Origin of the sequence: Aeromonas sp. S11(2024), from assembly GCF_041402345.1 — a bacterium.
GTDB classification, from domain to species: domain Bacteria; phylum Pseudomonadota; class Gammaproteobacteria; order Enterobacterales; family Aeromonadaceae; genus Aeromonas; species Aeromonas veronii.
In genome coordinates, this window is sequence record NZ_JBGLRC010000044.1 from 1 (window position 1) to 14,678 (window position 14,678).

A 14,678-nucleotide genomic window follows, 5' to 3' on the forward strand; every position below is an offset into this window, starting at 1 on the left:
TACCTGGGTTGGCGCAGGATGCTGGAGCGTTACGGAAAAGGCGTAAATATCAAAGCATGTTTGCATGAGGCGCTGGGGCGCCCCATGCAACACGTAATTTGGACATAGCCAAAAAGAAGGGGGTCAGGATCACCACACTGCAGATCACCTGACCGTAGAGCAGCGACCAGTTGTCGAGCCCCAGATCCCACTTCTTGAGCAGCACGCTGTAAAGGGCATAAGTACCGGCCGAAATCAGCATATAGACAGAGCCGATATGAACGCCTTGGGTAAACAGCCGGGTCGGATCCCCCAGCCCCAGCAAGATAGACAAGCCAAGGATGGAAAGCAGCGCCCCCAGCACGGCGCCCCAGGTGGGCCGCTCGCGCAGCAGCCAGATACTGAACAGCACGGTCAGCAGCGGCGTCAGCCCCATCATCAACCCCATCTCGGTGGCTCCCAGGGTTTGCGCCGCGTAGTAACCAAAAGTCTGGTTGAGCACCATGCCCAGCGAAGCCAGCATGACGATCTGCCAAAGGCCAGAGCGCAGGCGGGCACGCGCACGCCATACCCGACGGGCCAGAAACGGGCTTAATACCAGCGCAGCCACCACCCAGCGCGACCAGGCCAAGGCTGCCGGGGACAACACACCAACCGCCAGTTTGCTGACGATGCCATTGCCAGCCCAGATGGCAATGCAGGAGAAGGGAAACAGAAAGGCAAGGGGCATGAGAGGATCCAGACCGAAGAGACAACAGCGGGCCAGTATAGGGGGCGATGGGAAAGAAACAAAGGTGTGGGCCTGAACAGCCACATGGTGAACGCCAGTCGCCAGAAACAAATATGCCCGCAAAAGTGCGGGCATATCAGTACAGAAACAGGTTCAGAAGCGCATCACGCGGCATCCATGTGCAGTCTGGAGATCAGCTCGTTGACCTCGGTGACTGTCTGGCGGTGGGGAATATCCGCCGGATTCGGCATCAACAACAAACCGGATTGGAAATCAAACCGCCCCCGACCATGGATGTAAATCCGACCTTTAAAGAAGGTTTTGACATGCTTTGCCACCATCAGTGGCAGGTACTTCTTGAACACTCTCATCGTTTGCAACCTCTTGCAGTTGTATCCGTATGACAGCAGCTTCTGCGAATTAATTCCGTAAAGTATTTATAAAAATCCGGAAAACTCGCCCATCTCTTCCCAAAAAATTCAATCTATAACTTTTTATTAACTTTTAGCCTATTGTATGCGGCCCTTCGAGCCAGAGCAAGGCTCCTTTGCCATCAAGCCACTCGATACAAGCGATCCCCGAGGTGGCGAACATGGGTGCTCCTGCTGCCGGGCAGAGGCTTTGCACCAGATAACCCACCAGCGGCAGATGGCTGACCATCAGGATCTGGTCATGTTGTTCAGCCAAAGTGGTGAGGTAGCTGGCCACGAAAGCGGGATCACCGTAAGGGGTAATGTCGCCACTCTCTTCAACGGCTGCTGCGTCAGGTAATTCACTGCATATGGCTTGCCAGGTCTGGCGTGCCCGCAGATAGTTGCTGTGGATCACCCGATCCAGCGGGCCAATCAGCTGAGGCGCCAGCCAGCGGGCCATCTGGATAGACTCTTCAATACCCTGCTCGGTCAATGGACGCTGTTCATCTGTTTTCGCATTCATGCCAGCCTGGCCATGACGCATGATATAGATCTTCATTACAACCTCGCCCAACGGGCCTGTTTTGATAGCCGGGGGATCTTACCCCGCCACGGGTGTGGAAACAATTGCGCTACCTCTCAGAAAAGGGTTTGCCTGACGGGATAGCGGGGTCGATAATCATGTTTAAATTCAAATAAATCCAACGTGAGTCACACGCCAATGAGCCCATATGCCAGTCCCAATGACCATCGGCAATACCATTTTCTGGAGCTGGCCAACCGGCTCAGGGTCTTGTTGATTTGTGATCCCGACACCGACAAATCCGCCGCCTCACTGGCGGTCAATACCGGCCATTTTGACGATCCCGCCGACCGGCAGGGAATGGCCCATTTTCTGGAGCACATGCTGTTTCTCGGCACCTGCACCTACCCCAAGCCTGGTGAGTACCAGCAATTTATGAGCCGTCATGGCGGCAGCAACAACGCCTGGACCGGTACCGAGTTCACCAACTTCTTCTTCGAGATCGACAACGGCTTCTTCGAAGCAGGGCTGGATCGCTTCTCCCAGTTCTTTATCTGCCCCACGTTTGATCCGGAGTGGGTGGACAAGGAGCGCAACGCGGTAGACTCCGAGTATCGCCTCAAGCTGCAGGACGACATGCGCCGCAGCTATCAGGTGCATAAAGAGACGGTCAACCCGGCGCACCCCTTCTCCAAGTTCTCGGTGGGCAACCTCGATACCCTGGCCGATCTGCCGGGACGGGATCTGCGCTCCGACCTTATCCGTTTTTACGAAAGCCACTACAGCGCGGATCGCATGGCGCTGGTGATGATCTCGCCGGAATCCATCGATACCCAGTTGCAGTGGTGCTGTCGCTACTTTGCTCCCATTTTGAATCGCAATTTGGGAACCCCGACTCTCACCATGCCGCTTTACCGGCTCGACGATCTCGGCGTGCGCATCCACATCAATCCGGTCAAGGAGACCCGCAAGCTGTCGCTGAGCTTCCCCTTGCCCAATGTGGACGAGTTTTACGACAAAAAGCCCCTCACCTTCCTGAGCCATCTGATTGGTTATGAGGGGGATGGCAGCCTGCTCTCCCTGCTCAAGGCGAAAGGCTGGGTCAATCAGCTCTCGGCGGGCGGTGGCATTAGCGGCGCCAACTTCAAGGATTTTGGCGTCAACTTCGGCCTCACCCCTCTGGGCCTTGAGCATGTGGATGACATCCTCGCCGCCCTGTTTGGCTATCTGAAACTGATTGGCCGCGAAGGGCTGCAGAGCTGGCGCTATGACGAAAAACGGACCGTGCTCGAATCGGCATTCCGTTTTCAGGAGCGCGGCCGCCCTCTCGATACGGTGTCAGGGCTGGTGCTCAACCTCTTTAGCTACAAACCAGAGGATCTGCTCTACGGCGACTACATGATGCGCGAATATGACGAGGGGCTGATCCGCCGCTTCCTCGCCAAGCTCACCCCGCACAATTTGCGTATCACCATCACTGCGCCGGAAGTGGCAACCGATCGGCTGGCCCGCTGGTATCAAACCCCCTACAGCGTGACGACCATTACCGAGGCCGAGAAAATTCGCTGGCAGCAAAGCGAGCCGGATCCGGCGCTGGCGCTACCCAAGCCCAACCCCTTTATCAGCAGTAGGCTCGATCCGCGCACGCCCGAGCTTGCCGCCGACATGCCCGCCTGCCTTATCGATCGCCCCGGTTTTCGCCTCTGGCACCTCCATGAGCACCTGTTCAGCGTGCCCAAGGGCAATCTCTACATCTCCATCGACAGCGAACATGCGGTCAAAAATCCGCGCAATATCGCCATGGCACGCCTTGCCGTGGAGCTGTTGGCCGACCACCTCAACGCCCTCACCTATCCGGCGGAGCTGGCGGGGCTGGGCTACCAGATCTATGCCCATCAGGGGGGCTTTACCATCAACCTGAGCGGTTTTGCCGACAAGCAGCCGCTGTTGCTCGACATGATCCTCGGCAACCGCACCCTGGGGTATCCGGATCCGGGTCGCTTCGCCGAGATCAAGGAGCAGCTCATCCGCAACTGGGATAACCAGTCCAAGGCGCGCCCCATCTCCCAGCTCTTTAACCAGCTCACCAGTTTGCTGCAACCGAACAACCCGCCGTTCGAGCAGTTGCTGCGCCACCTGCGCACCGTCGAGCTGGAGGAGATGCCAGGCTTCGTGGCCCAGCTGTTTGGCGAGGTGCATGTCGAGGCGCTGGTGCATGGCGACTGGACTGCCGCCGAGGCGCTGGAGCTGGCCGCCCTGATGGAGCGTCACCTGAGCGACATCAATGGCACCAGCAGCAAGCCGAGTGGCGAGACCCGCCGCCCGCTCATCTCCATTCAGGACAGAGGTACCCTTATTCGCGAGCAGGGTTGCGATCACGAAGACTCGGCGCTGCTGGTCTACTACCAGTCCCGTACCACCCGTGCGCGGGATCTCGCCTGCTTCACTCTGGCGAACCACATCATGTCCTCCACCTTCTTCCACGAGCTGCGCACCCGCCAGCAACTGGGGTATGTGGTGGGCGCTGGCAACCTGCCCCTCAATCGCCACCCGGGCCTGATCTTCTATATCCAGTCGCCGGTGGCGGGGCCGCAGATCCTGCTCGATGCGGTGGAGGAGTTTATCGACCTCTTCCCACTCGCCATGCTCGAATTCACCGAGCAGCAGTGGCAGGAGAGCAAGGCGGGGCTGCAAGCCCAGCTGAGCGAGCGGGATGCCAACCTGCGCAGTCGCGGCCAGCGGTTGTGGGTCAGCATCGGCAACAAGGATCTGGGGTTTGATCAACGGGAGCGGGTCTGCGATGAGGTGGGCAAGTTGAGTCGCGCCGATTTGGTACGCTTTATCACCCACCTGCGCTCGCGCACCTCCGATCGGCTGATCCTCTGTAGCTATGGTCAGGGGCACGAACATGACGAGCGGATCACCGGCCAGTTTATCGACGATCCACGGGCATTTCGGCTCAATGCCGCCACCTTCGAGGCCTGATCAGGCCTCAACATCCTCCATTTTTCCTGCCCGCGGCAAATCACAGACAATAAAAAGCCGACCCATCTGGGTCGGCTGGAAAAACCATAACAATTGCGACCAAAGCCGCCAAAAGTGAACATGAGCGTGAAAATCAGACACTGAGTTGCTGATCAGCAAGCGGGAAAGACCCGATACTCGCTTTGCAATGCCAACAGTGATTGAGAAACAGCCTCATATTAGGCACTCCCCCCGCCAGTCACGTTGATCTACGTCAAAGGAGGTAGCGAAGAGCGCACAGCCCGATGATTTGTCGGCGCAGATCACCCTTTGGCCGCCCGTTAGCTGTCCGTTAGCCACGGCGAACCAGCCGGTAGGCCACCTCATCGAAGTAGGAGAGCTGGCCCGACAACACCCGCGGGTGATCCACCTCGGCGGCGCGCCCCAGCACCTCGATGCGAAAATCCCGTTCAAACAGCGCCCGCACCTCCATCTCCCCCACCGAGAAGGGGGGCTGACTCTGCTGCTCCGGCTGATATTCGAGGGTTACCAGCAGGATCTGGCCACCGGTCTCGACCAGCGAACTGATCAGGGCAGCATACTGGCGGCGCATCGCGGTCGGCAGGGCGATCAGCGCCGCGCGGTCATAGACCAGCCGGTAACGGCGACCCAGACTGGGGGCAGCGAAAAAATCTCCCTGAAAAATGCGCAGGCTGTCCACCTGATGGCACTGATAAGGGCCCACTTCGCTCACGGTCGCGGCGAGCTGGTTTTCACTGAAGAACTGGCTGACGGCAAGGCTCGATAGCTCGAAACCGTCGACCGGATGACCCTGAGCGCTCAGCCAGAGCATGTCGCGGGACTTGCCGCACAGGGGAACCAGCACCGGCTCGTCCGCTTGCTGGGCTGACCACCAGGATTGCAGCCAGTGGTTGAAGTCCGCCTGATGAAAGCCAATCCGGTTCTCTTCCCAACGCTGATGCCAAAACGCAGCTTCCATCGTTATTACCCTTCTGTACTAAAGATGCCTCAATATCACAACTTAACCGGCACCGCGCAACCCTCTGCCCTCCCCTTTTTGCCGCGCTGCCTTTGCGTGTTATCGGGCGAATGGCGGGACGTCCCCTTGCCGTGCACCTCGCAGTCGCAATGGGCGCTATTGGGTACGTTTATGACAGGCAGAGGCACACCAATCCATACGAACGAGTCATGCTGAATCGCCCCCAGTTCCCTAGATCTGACCTCTCTGTAGGTTATTCACTCTGGGCATTCCCAGAGAATTGGAGGCGCCAACCAAACTAATCACCCGAGGTACCCCAGTGAACAGCTATAAAAATGACCGATTAACCGCTTTCGGTCGACAGCTTCTTGTCTCGAGTATCCTTGAGCAGGGCCTGAGCGTTTGAAGAGCCCGCCCGAGATAACTACAATGACGCTCTTTTTGATGTAACGAGTGACACCATGGCGGAACTGACTTATCTGGGCGGCTATCCCGACCCTCTCAAGGCACAGGTACAGCAGCTGATTGCGGCAGGCAAGCTGGGGGAGATGCTGGCCAAACGCTATCCAGAGAGCCACCAGATCCAGAGCGACAAGGCGCTGCTTGCCTACACCATGGAGCTGAAGAACCGCTACCTCAAGAGCTCGGCGCCCCTGTCAAAGGTGGTGTTCGATGGCAAGATCAACGTGATCAAGGATGCCCTCGGCCTGCACACCTACGTCAGCCGGGTACAGGGCAGCAAGCTCAAGGCCAAGAACGAGATCCGCATCGCCGCCCTGTTCAAGGAGGCGCCGCCCCCGTTCCTGAAAATGATCGTGGTGCACGAGCTGGCCCATATCAAAGAGAAGGATCACAACAAGAGCTTCTACCAGCTCTGCCAGCACATGGAGCCCGACTATCATCAACTGGAGTTTGATCTCAGGCTCTGGCTCACCTGGCGTGATATCGACAAGGCCAACCGCTAGGCTGACAACCGTTTCAGGGAGGAAACATGTCATTTGCCGCCATCCCCTTTGGTGCCACGCACTTTATTGCCACTTTGGTAATGGCCAACATGGGCCGCGCAGCCCATCCCCGCCGCGCGTCACGCGGGCTGCTGGCCATGCTGCTTCTGCTCGCGGGCCACGGCGCCCGTGCCGATGAGCGCTGGCAGAGCGACAGCTATCTGGTCGAGAGCTTTATGGCCATCGCCATGGAGCGGGAGTATGGCGAAGCCAGGCAGACCCGTTTTGCCCGCTGGCAGCAGCCGATCCGGCTGCAACTTATCAACGAATCGGGTGACAAGCCGCTGCAGGCCGACGTGGTGAAGGTACAGGCGGCCCATCTGGCTCGCATCACCGGCCACTCCATCATCATGGTGGCCGCAAAGCCCAACCTCACCCTGATCATGACCGACTACAGCAAGATGAAGAGCTGGGCCAACCGCACCATGGGGGGGGATCCATCGGTCAAGATGGCGCTCAAGGAGGGGCTCTGCCTTGCCAACTTCGCAACCAATGCGAAACACGAGATCAGCCGTGCCACCATCATCATTCCGGTAGACTACAGCCGGGCCAAGGGACGCTTTCTCGACTGCGTGGTGGAGGAGTTCACCCAGGTGATGGGGCTGCCCAACGACTCGGACAAGGTGTTTCCCTCCATCTTCAATGACAACAGCATCGACAGCTTTTTGACCGGGCTGGACTATGTGCTGCTAAAGATGGCCTATCACCCGGCCCTCAAAGCCGGAATGAGCAGTGACGAGATCCGCACCGCACTGCCCATTGCGCTGGCCGACCTGCGCGCCAAAGGGGAGATCCGCGAAGCCAACCGCCGGGTGCAGCAGCAGAGCCTGAAAAGCTGGGCGGGGTTGTGACGGGCATGGCTCAACCCAGAGTCAGTGAAGCCACCGCGAGCCTCTCACCACCCACAAAAAACGCAGCCACCTGGCTGCGTTTTTTGTTGTCCGGGGATCGGCGGATCATTCGCGGGCATGCCCGTTTATCAGCAACCCATTTATCCAACGCCCGAGTTATCCACTGACAGTGCGGGATCAGGAGGCGACGTTCTCTTCCGGCATCCAGCTGTCGGCGTTCTCCCACACCTCCTGCACCATGGCTTCGGCCAGCTCTTTGTCTTCCTTGCTGGCACGGCTGACGGTCAGGGCCATGGCGCTGCCCGGCGCGACCCGCACATGGATGTCGGGGAATTTTTCGCCAAGCTGCTTGAGCAGCTCCTGACGCAGCGCCTCCATGGTCGAGGTCGGGATCTGATGTTTTCTGTCGATGATGATTTCAAGACGCATAGGAAACTTCTCCATGATTTATAACTGTATTTTTATCCAGTATTCATGGGAAGTAAAGTGCCAACTTGCCCCAATCAGAAAAGATCCAGCTGCTGACCACAGATCCGGTCGAACGACTCGCCGATAAAGGGCAGGATGGCATCGGCAATGGGCCGCAACTGCTTGTCGATATAGTGTTCGTAATCGATGGCGCTGCGCCGGTACTCCAGCGGCTCGGGGCCATTGAGGGTCATCAGATAGGCGATGGAGCCCCGATGCTGATAGCGCTGGGGCAGACCGCGGCGCAGGTTCTCCTCATCGGCCAGCCGCGCTGCCCGCACATGGGGCGGCACATTCTTCTGATACTCTTCGAGCTTCTGGCGTAGCCGTTTGCGGTAGATAAGCAGATCATCGTGACGACCGGCGCGGGTCTCATCAACCATGGTGCGCACATAACCGCTGGGATCTTCATCGTGAAACACCAGTTCATAGAGGCGGGTCTGAAACTGCTTGGCCAGCATGGTCCAGTCGGTGCGCACCGATTCGAGCCCCTTGAATACCAGCTGTTCACTCCCCTCACTGGCTTTGCCAACCAGCCCCGCATAGCGCTTCTTGCTGCCCTTCTCCAGCCCGCGGATGGTGGGCATCAGAAAGCGGCGATAGTGGGTCTCGTACTGGATCTCCAGATAGCTCGGCAGATCGAACTCGCGCCTGATCAGTGCAGCCCAGTTGTCGTTGATCATTTGCGCCAGTCGCTGGCCAATCTCGTCCGCCTCATCCGGGCTGGTCTCGCGCCCCAGATGGACAAAGGTGGAGTCGGTGTCGCCATAGATCACCTCGAACCCCTTCGCCTCAATCCACTCGCGGGTCTGCTGCATGATGCCGTGGCCACGCAGGGTGATAGATGAGGCTAGGCGCGGATCATAGAAACGGCAGCCCCCCGAACCCAGCACGCCGTAGAAGGAGTTCATGATGATCTTGATGGCCTGGGAGAGTGCCTTGTTGCTGGCAGACTTGGCTCTGTCCCGTGCCGCCCACAAGGTAGCGATGAGATCCGGCAAGAAGTGCCGTTCGCGGGAGAACATGGCGCCGCGAAAGCCCGGAATAGCGTGCTCGGGATGCTGCAGCCCTTCGATGAGCCCCATGGGGTCGATGCAGAAGGTTCGGATGATGCTGGGATAGAGGCTCTTGAAATCGAGCACCAGCACATGGCGATAGAGACCGGGTTTGGAGTCCATCACATAACCGCCGGGGCTCGCGAGCCCACCGTCGGCCGGCAGATTGGGGGCCACGTAGCCGCCACGATGGAGCCGCGGCAGATAGAGGTTGGTAAAGGCCGCCACCGAGCCCCCTACCCTGTCCAGCTCAAGGCCGGTGAGGGAGGCGCGTTCAATGGCAAACGGGATAAGGTGGCAGTAGTCAAAGATCTCCCACACCAGCTTGCAATCTTCCAGGTTGTAGCGGGCCAGCGCCTCCTTGTCGGAGTGGAACAGCTCGGTGATCTTCTCCCCCCGATTGGCCACGTCCTCGATATCCTTGCCACGGCCGAGCAGTTCGCTCGCCACCGCATCCAGGCTGTAGCTGGCAAACTGCCAGGTGGCGCTTTTGAGGGTATCGATGCCATCCAGCACCATGCGCCCGGGGATAATGACGTTGCCAGTCTGGGGATCGCCCCGTGACGAGCGCCAGAAGCAGAGCTCGCGCCCCCGCCCGAGCCGCAGTCGCCGCTTGTTGAGCTCGGCACGGCGCAGCAGCAGGCGAAAGTCAAAATTGACCACGTTCCAGCCAATCACCAGATCGGGGTCATGCAGGCTGAACCAGCTCTCCAGCGCACTCAGCAGGGCGCTCTCGTCCGCCACCCACTGGACCTGGGTGCCCCAGCTCTCGGCATCGGCCTCCGGGGTGCCGATCATGATGACCCGCGCATCCTGTTCGCTGTAAAGACCGACCGAGAAGAGGGCCCCGTCCATGGCGCACTCCACATCCAGCGACACCCAGGAGAGGGTCGGCGTCACCGCCTGCGGCGCGCAGCGCGCCTCGTTCACCTCCCAGTATCCCTGCTTGCCCCCCTTCTTCACCGCCCGGCCATCGAAGCGTACGCCAGCTGTGATGAAACGCTCCATCAGGAAGCGCTCCGGCAGCCGGATATCCGCCTCGAAGTGCTCCAGCCCGCGAATAAGCAGCAGCTCGATGGCACGGTGAAAGGCACTCAGGGTAGCGAAATAGCAGCCCACCACGGGGCGACCGTCGAAGGTGTGCATCGGCAGGCGGCGAAACCGTCCGCTCACCCCGGCCCCCTTGAACAGCTCGGCGGCTTCTGCCATATGGCTCTGCGGCAGGAAGAACACCGGCTCCTGCCCCGGCACCACCACCCGCACCGGCCCCTGCGCGCTCCAGAGCCACATCACGATTTCGGTGGTTGCAGGCAGCCCGTTACGACCGCGCACGTCCCGACCGTGGCGGGTCAGGATAAAACCGTCGAGGGGCGGAGTGGCGGGTACGGTGGGCTGGGTTGCAGTCATGAAGCGTAAAGGGGCTGTCCGAGAATGGAACTATTGTACGTTCATACAGTGCCTACTCGCAATCGTCACGCTGGCTGCGAGGCGGGAGTCAAACTGGTAAGCTCGATCCGGTCGTTATTACCGCCCATCCCGCTCTGACCACTCTTCGCCGACGAAAGGAGTCTCTGTGGCAATCTATTCCCTGCTGGATCAGCTGGCTATCCCCTACCAGCGCTTTGACCATCCCCCGGTGTTTACCTGTGAGGAGGCGAGCAAATTGCTGCCCGACCTACCCGCCGCCAAGACCAAGAACCTCTTTTTGCGCGATCCGAAAAGCGAGCGGCTGTTTCTGGTGGTGAGTCCGGAGGATCACCGGGTCGACCTCAAGGCGCTGGCAGCCATGCTCGGCGTCAAGCGGCTGAGCTTTGGCTCCCCCGAGCGGCTCGATGCGGTGCTCGGCCTTACCCCGGGCTCGGTGACCCTGCTCGCCATGGTGCGCGACAGGGAAAAAGCGGTAGAGCTGGTGGTGGACGAGGCCATCTGGCAGGCCGAACAGGTGCAGTGCCATCCGCTGGTCAACACCGCGACTCTGATCATCCGCCTCGACGACGTGCGCCATCTGCTGACCCATCTGGACAGGGAGGCCATCGTAATGCGCTTGCCTGCTGCAACCTGCGATTAGTACAACGTCTGGCGGTTGGGTTCACCCTGCCGCCAACACAACCACCTTTCACGCAGCGAAATTGACTGACAAGACAATAAAATACCCCCTTGCGCTCTGATAAATCGAGTCAGCAGTTGCCATCGTGCAAGAAGTCGGAGGTGAGCACATTCGACCATTTAACCCATTGATAATAGGTTGGATTCATGTTGTGATCGGCCACTGCCAGCGGGCGATACCCCATCGCCTGTTCGTTCACAGGTGACTTCCCAGAGAGCCCCTTGATGCCAAGTCTGTTTTCCTCGGCCCAGTTGTTGAGTCTGGTGCTGTTCGTCACGCTGTCACATGTGGGGGTCGCCACCATTTTCGCCGCCATGTGGCACACCCATCGCCAGATCAGGGCATTGATCTACTGGTCAGCGGGGGAACTGGTTATCGCGGGGGCTTTTTGCTGCCTGCTGCTGCGCCCCCTTGAGGGAAATGCATCCCTTGCCAATATTCTCTGCACCAACCTGCTGTTGATGTCGACCACCCTGCTCTATGAACGGGGGATGCGCCACTTCTTTCGCCGTGAAGCCGACCAACTGGGCTGGCTGCTGCCCGCCGTTACCCTCGGCGGTTTCGTCCTGTTTGCCCTGACCGCCCTGCAGCAACCCCTCTTTGATGTGCATAGCCGGATCATCGTGCTCTCCGGCGTGCTCTCGCTGCAGATTGCGCTGCTTATCTGGCAGCTCTGGCGCTACCAGCGGCTGGCCCCCGTCTATCGGGTGCTGCGCTTTGCCATTCTGCTGCTCGGCCTGCAACTGCTGTTGCAACTGCTGCGGATCGCCAAACACCTCTGGCAGCCGGAGCTGGCGGCCAACTCCTTCACCGACCCGCTGCTCGGGCCTGTGATCCTGCTCAGCCTGCTCTTTACCATCGCCCGCAGTTATCTGCTGCTGAGCCTGGTCCACACCCGCCAACAGCAAGCCCTGCTGGCCACCCAGCGCAAGCTGGAGCGGCGCGCCAATCAGGATGAGTTGACTGGCCTGTTCAGCCGCCAATATTTCGAACGCCAGGTTGCCATGCGTGCCCGCGATGTGAGGAGCCCCAGCCAGCTGCTGCTGATCGATCTGGACAACTTCAAACAGATCAACGACCGCCACGGCCACCCCGCCGGTGATGCCATGCTGCGGGCCGTTGGTCGGGTGATCGCCAATACCCTACCTTCTGAGGGCATGGCCGGTCGGCTTGGCGGCGATGAGCTGGCCCTGCTGCTGATGGCGGACCCGCAGACCCTGCCAGACTACTGCCACGCCTTGCAGCAACAGATCGCCGAGGCGACCCGGGAGCTGGCCGGTGGCCCCATCAGCCTCAGCATCGGCCTCACCTCGCTGCACCCTGACGAGGGGTTTGAAGCGGCCTACCTGCGCGCGGATCAGGCCCTTTACGCCGCCAAACAGGCTGGGAGGCAACGGGCCTGCGTGCAGGAGCTCCACCACAACGAGCCGCAGCCGCTGCCGCCCTGCGCGCTCCTGTCATGAGCAAAGTGCTCGCTCTGCAGTGCCGACCGGCCAGCGCAACCTCGCAGGCAGCGCCTTGGCCGAGACGGTAGCAATCCGGTTGGCCTTAAAACCCACCATGGTGAGCGCCGGGCAGCGCCCCAGCACCTCGGGCAGCTCGGTAAAGCGGTTCTCGGAGCAGAAGATAATGCGCAGTTTGCCAAACCCGGCCAGCTCGTCAGGGATCGCGCTTAGCTGGTTGCCGGTGAGATCCAGCACCTCCAGCGTCTCTTTCAGGCTCAAAATCTCGTAGGGGAACTCCGTCAGGTTTTCAGATAGCTTCAGATGGCGGGCACCGCACAGTTCACCTGCGCGCAGCTGTTCCAGAGTATGCATAACCGTTTCTCAATCCTGATGATCTGCCTGATGGCACAGCGACCATCAGCGTTCGCCGAACCTGGATCCGGCGATTTTAAAGGGGGGCATTATAAAGAATTCGGGGCGCAGTTCGCCCCTTTTGTTGCCGCAAAGGCCTGTATCGACATGTAGCAAAACGAGTTGGAGAGAAAGATTCGGGTCGTTCCAGCGAGGAGTGGTTGCCATAGTGGGGGCCAACCCCAAGTCGGTTGGAACCTATTGGAGTTCCAACCCACAGCCAACCTTGTAAGCCACTTAGCTGGCGCACAACACACTCAGCGAGGGAACTGACATGTCATTACTGTCCACCAAGGTCGCCATCATCACCGGCGCCAGCTCCGGCATCGGTCGCGCCAGCGCCATCCTGTTTGCCCGCGAAGGGGCCAGCGTCGTCGGCGCCCGCCGCCAGCCCGAGCTGGATCTGCTGGTGGAGGAGATCCGCCACGAGGGGGGCCAGGCGGTGAGTCTGGCGGGAGATGTGAAAAGCGAGACTTACGCCCGCGATCTTGTTGATCTCGCGTTAACCCGTTTCGGCAGGCTCGATATCGCCTTCAACAACGCCGGTACCACTGGCACGCAGGGCAGCGTAGAGCAGCTTGAACTGACGCAGTGGCAGGAAATTCTGGATACCAACCTCACCAGCGCCTTTGTGGGGGCCAAGTACCAGATCCCCGCCATGCTGGCGCGTGGTGGCGGCTCGCTTATTTTTACCTCTACCTTCGTCGGTCATACCTTGGGGCTGCCCGGCATGGCGGCCTATGCGGCGAGCAAGGCGGGCCTCAGTGGTCTGACCCGGGTGCTGGCTGCCGAATATGGGGCACAAGGGATTCGGGTCAACTCCCTGCTGCCGGGGGGCACCGATACCCCCATGGGGCGGGCTTTTGCCAATACGCCAGAGAGCCTCGCCTTTGTGCAGAATATGCATGCCCTCAAACGGCTGGCCCAACCGGAGGAGATCGCCCGCTCGGCCCTTTATCTCGCGTCCGATGCATCCAGCTTTACCACCGGCATTGCCCTGCTGGCCGATGGTGGGGTATCAATTTGTCGCACATGACCTTGTCGCGGCGTTGTTGCCCAAATCGATGCAGCTTAAATGGAACTAACTGAGGACTTGGTGATCTGATCACCACCATCTCCTTCAAGCCTGCATCATGAGCACGTCGCTTCACCCCATCACCAACTGGCCTCAATACAACAAATCATTGATTAACCGTGGTTCACTCACCTTCTGGGTTGATGCCGAGGCCATGAACAACTGGTTTCACCACGGCCATCATGGGTACCGGGGCCGCAGCCAACTCTACACTGACCAGACCATCTGCACCTTCCTGATGCTCAAGGGGATTTTCAAACTCACTCTGCGGGCCACTCAGGGACTACTCGACTCCCTGTTCGAGTTGATGAACGTACCGCTTTGTGCCCCCGATTACAGTTGTGTAAGCAAGCGGGCCCGCACGGTGACGGTGGCTTATCGACAGCCCCCAAAAGGACGTATTACCGATTTGGTTATCGACTCAACCGGGCTGAAGGTATTTGGTGAAGGCGAGTGGAAGGTCAGAAAACACGGCGCCGAGAAACGGCGAGTCTGGCGCAAGTTGCATCTGGCGGTAAACCCGGCAACCCGCGATATCGTGACGGCGGAAATCTCGCTGGAGAATGTCCATGATGTCGAGGTGTTGCCGACTCTGCTCAATCCACTACGGCGCAAACTGGGGCGTGTTTATGCGGATGGCGCCCAGTCATCAG

12 protein-coding genes and 3 pseudogenes are annotated in these 14,678 nt (G+C 59.5%); 8 read left to right on the top strand and 7 right to left on the bottom strand.

Annotated elements, in window-relative coordinates; translation table 11 throughout:
- Positions 1 to 108, top strand: a pseudogene (locus ACB040_RS20195) (IS1595 family transposase); the annotation flags it as partial.
- Position 109: 1 nt separating this feature from the next.
- On the opposite strand, the pseudogene ACB040_RS20200 reads toward ACB040_RS20195, so the two are convergent.
- The 3 genes and pseudogenes from ACB040_RS20200 to sixA all read right to left on the bottom strand — a co-directional run.
- Positions 110 to 709, bottom strand: a pseudogene (locus ACB040_RS20200) (DMT family transporter); the annotation flags it as partial.
- A 164-nt stretch (positions 710 to 873) separates the two neighbouring features.
- A complete protein-coding gene (locus ACB040_RS20205) occupies positions 874 to 1,080 on the bottom strand; it encodes a DUF1107 domain-containing protein (RefSeq protein ID WP_005336998.1) in 207 nt (68 codons plus the stop codon).
- Between the two features lie 133 nt (positions 1,081 to 1,213).
- Positions 1,214 to 1,681: a phosphohistidine phosphatase SixA gene (gene sixA, locus ACB040_RS20210; RefSeq protein ID WP_005336999.1), complete on the bottom strand. Its 468-nt coding sequence runs from the start codon at positions 1,679 to 1,681 to the stop codon at positions 1,214 to 1,216.
- Between the two features lie 162 nt (positions 1,682 to 1,843).
- On the opposite strand from sixA, the gene ACB040_RS20215 reads away from it, so the two are divergent.
- Entirely contained in the window at positions 1,844 to 4,630 is a 2,787-nt protein-coding gene (locus tag ACB040_RS20215) for an insulinase family protein (protein ID WP_338771099.1), read from the top strand.
- Positions 4,631 to 4,961: 331 nt separating this feature from the next.
- On the opposite strand, the gene ACB040_RS20220 is transcribed toward ACB040_RS20215, so the two are convergent.
- Positions 4,962 to 5,609: a thiopurine S-methyltransferase gene (locus ACB040_RS20220; protein ID WP_005337003.1), complete on the bottom strand. Its 648-nt coding sequence runs from the start codon at positions 5,607 to 5,609 to the stop codon at positions 4,962 to 4,964.
- A 461-nt stretch (positions 5,610 to 6,070) separates the two neighbouring features.
- Here ACB040_RS20220 and ACB040_RS20225 point away from each other — a divergent pair, with 461 nt between their 5' ends.
- Positions 6,071 to 6,574, top strand: a complete 504-nt coding sequence (locus ACB040_RS20225; protein WP_005333421.1) for a M48 family metallopeptidase — start codon at positions 6,071 to 6,073, stop codon at positions 6,572 to 6,574.
- A 26-nt stretch (positions 6,575 to 6,600) separates the two neighbouring features.
- The gene (locus tag ACB040_RS20230; RefSeq protein WP_371156250.1) at positions 6,601 to 7,464 is read left to right on the top strand and encodes a DUF2927 domain-containing protein; all 864 of its coding nucleotides are present in this window, start codon (positions 6,601 to 6,603) and stop codon (positions 7,462 to 7,464) included.
- A gap of 177 nt (positions 7,465 to 7,641) precedes the next feature.
- On the opposite strand, the gene ACB040_RS20235 is transcribed toward ACB040_RS20230, so the two are convergent.
- Both ACB040_RS20235 and ACB040_RS20240 read right to left on the bottom strand, forming a co-directional pair.
- The gene (locus tag ACB040_RS20235) at positions 7,642 to 7,893 is read right to left on the bottom strand and encodes a DinI family protein (protein ID WP_005352362.1); all 252 of its coding nucleotides are present in this window, start codon (positions 7,891 to 7,893) and stop codon (positions 7,642 to 7,644) included.
- Between the two features lie 74 nt (positions 7,894 to 7,967).
- Positions 7,968 to 10,394, bottom strand: coding sequence for a DNA polymerase II (locus ACB040_RS20240; RefSeq protein WP_371156252.1), 2,427 nt, complete (start codon positions 10,392 to 10,394; stop codon positions 7,968 to 7,970).
- A gap of 166 nt (positions 10,395 to 10,560) precedes the next feature.
- Between ACB040_RS20240 and ACB040_RS20245 the strand changes: the two genes are divergently transcribed.
- Together ACB040_RS20245 and ACB040_RS20250 are read left to right on the top strand one after the other, a co-directional pair.
- Positions 10,561 to 11,055: a prolyl-tRNA synthetase associated domain-containing protein gene (locus ACB040_RS20245; protein ID WP_267511956.1), complete on the top strand. Its 495-nt coding sequence runs from the start codon at positions 10,561 to 10,563 to the stop codon at positions 11,053 to 11,055.
- Positions 11,056 to 11,318: 263 nt separating this feature from the next.
- Complete coding sequence (locus ACB040_RS20250) at positions 11,319 to 12,557, top strand: GGDEF domain-containing protein (protein WP_371156254.1); 1,239 nt, start codon at positions 11,319 to 11,321, stop codon at positions 12,555 to 12,557.
- Positions 12,558 to 12,575: 18 nt separating this feature from the next.
- On the opposite strand, the pseudogene ACB040_RS20255 reads toward ACB040_RS20250, so the two are convergent.
- Positions 12,576 to 12,911: pseudogene (locus ACB040_RS20255) on the bottom strand (leucine-rich repeat domain-containing protein); the annotation flags it as partial.
- A gap of 313 nt (positions 12,912 to 13,224) precedes the next feature.
- On the opposite strand from ACB040_RS20255, the gene ACB040_RS20260 reads away from it, so the two are divergent.
- Both ACB040_RS20260 and ACB040_RS20265 read left to right on the top strand, forming a co-directional pair.
- On the top strand, positions 13,225 to 13,986 hold the full coding sequence (locus tag ACB040_RS20260) for an SDR family oxidoreductase (RefSeq protein WP_338771109.1): 762 nt from the start codon (positions 13,225 to 13,227) through the stop codon (positions 13,984 to 13,986).
- 97 nt (positions 13,987 to 14,083) lie between these two features.
- Positions 14,084 to 14,678 (top strand): IS5 family transposase (locus ACB040_RS20265; protein ID WP_371156256.1); only part of this gene is annotated, 595 nt, incomplete at its 3' end.

Excerpts from the sequence above, each read along its gene's own strand:
- ACB040_RS20205 (WP_005336998.1), bottom strand. The coding sequence starts at position 1,080 with ATGAGAGTGTTCAAGAAGTACCTGCCACTGATGGTGGCAAAGCATGTC.
- ACB040_RS20260 (WP_338771109.1), top strand. The coding sequence starts at position 13,225 with ATGTCATTACTGTCCACCAAGGTCGCCATCATCACCGGCGCCAGCTCC.
- ACB040_RS20225 (WP_005333421.1), top strand. The coding sequence starts at position 6,071 with ATGGCGGAACTGACTTATCTGGGCGGCTATCCCGACCCTCTCAAGGCA.
- ACB040_RS20235 (WP_005352362.1), bottom strand. The coding sequence starts at position 7,893 with ATGCGTCTTGAAATCATCATCGACAGAAAACATCAGATCCCGACCTCG.
- ACB040_RS20230 (WP_371156250.1), top strand. The coding sequence starts at position 6,601 with ATGTCATTTGCCGCCATCCCCTTTGGTGCCACGCACTTTATTGCCACT.
- ACB040_RS20240 (WP_371156252.1), bottom strand. The coding sequence starts at position 10,394 with ATGACTGCAACCCAGCCCACCGTACCCGCCACTCCGCCCCTCGACGGT.
- ACB040_RS20250 (WP_371156254.1), top strand. The coding sequence starts at position 11,319 with ATGCCAAGTCTGTTTTCCTCGGCCCAGTTGTTGAGTCTGGTGCTGTTC.
- ACB040_RS20220 (WP_005337003.1), bottom strand. The coding sequence starts at position 5,609 with ATGGAAGCTGCGTTTTGGCATCAGCGTTGGGAAGAGAACCGGATTGGC.
- sixA (WP_005336999.1), bottom strand. The coding sequence starts at position 1,681 with ATGAAGATCTATATCATGCGTCATGGCCAGGCTGGCATGAATGCGAAA.
- ACB040_RS20215 (WP_338771099.1), top strand. The coding sequence starts at position 1,844 with ATGAGCCCATATGCCAGTCCCAATGACCATCGGCAATACCATTTTCTG.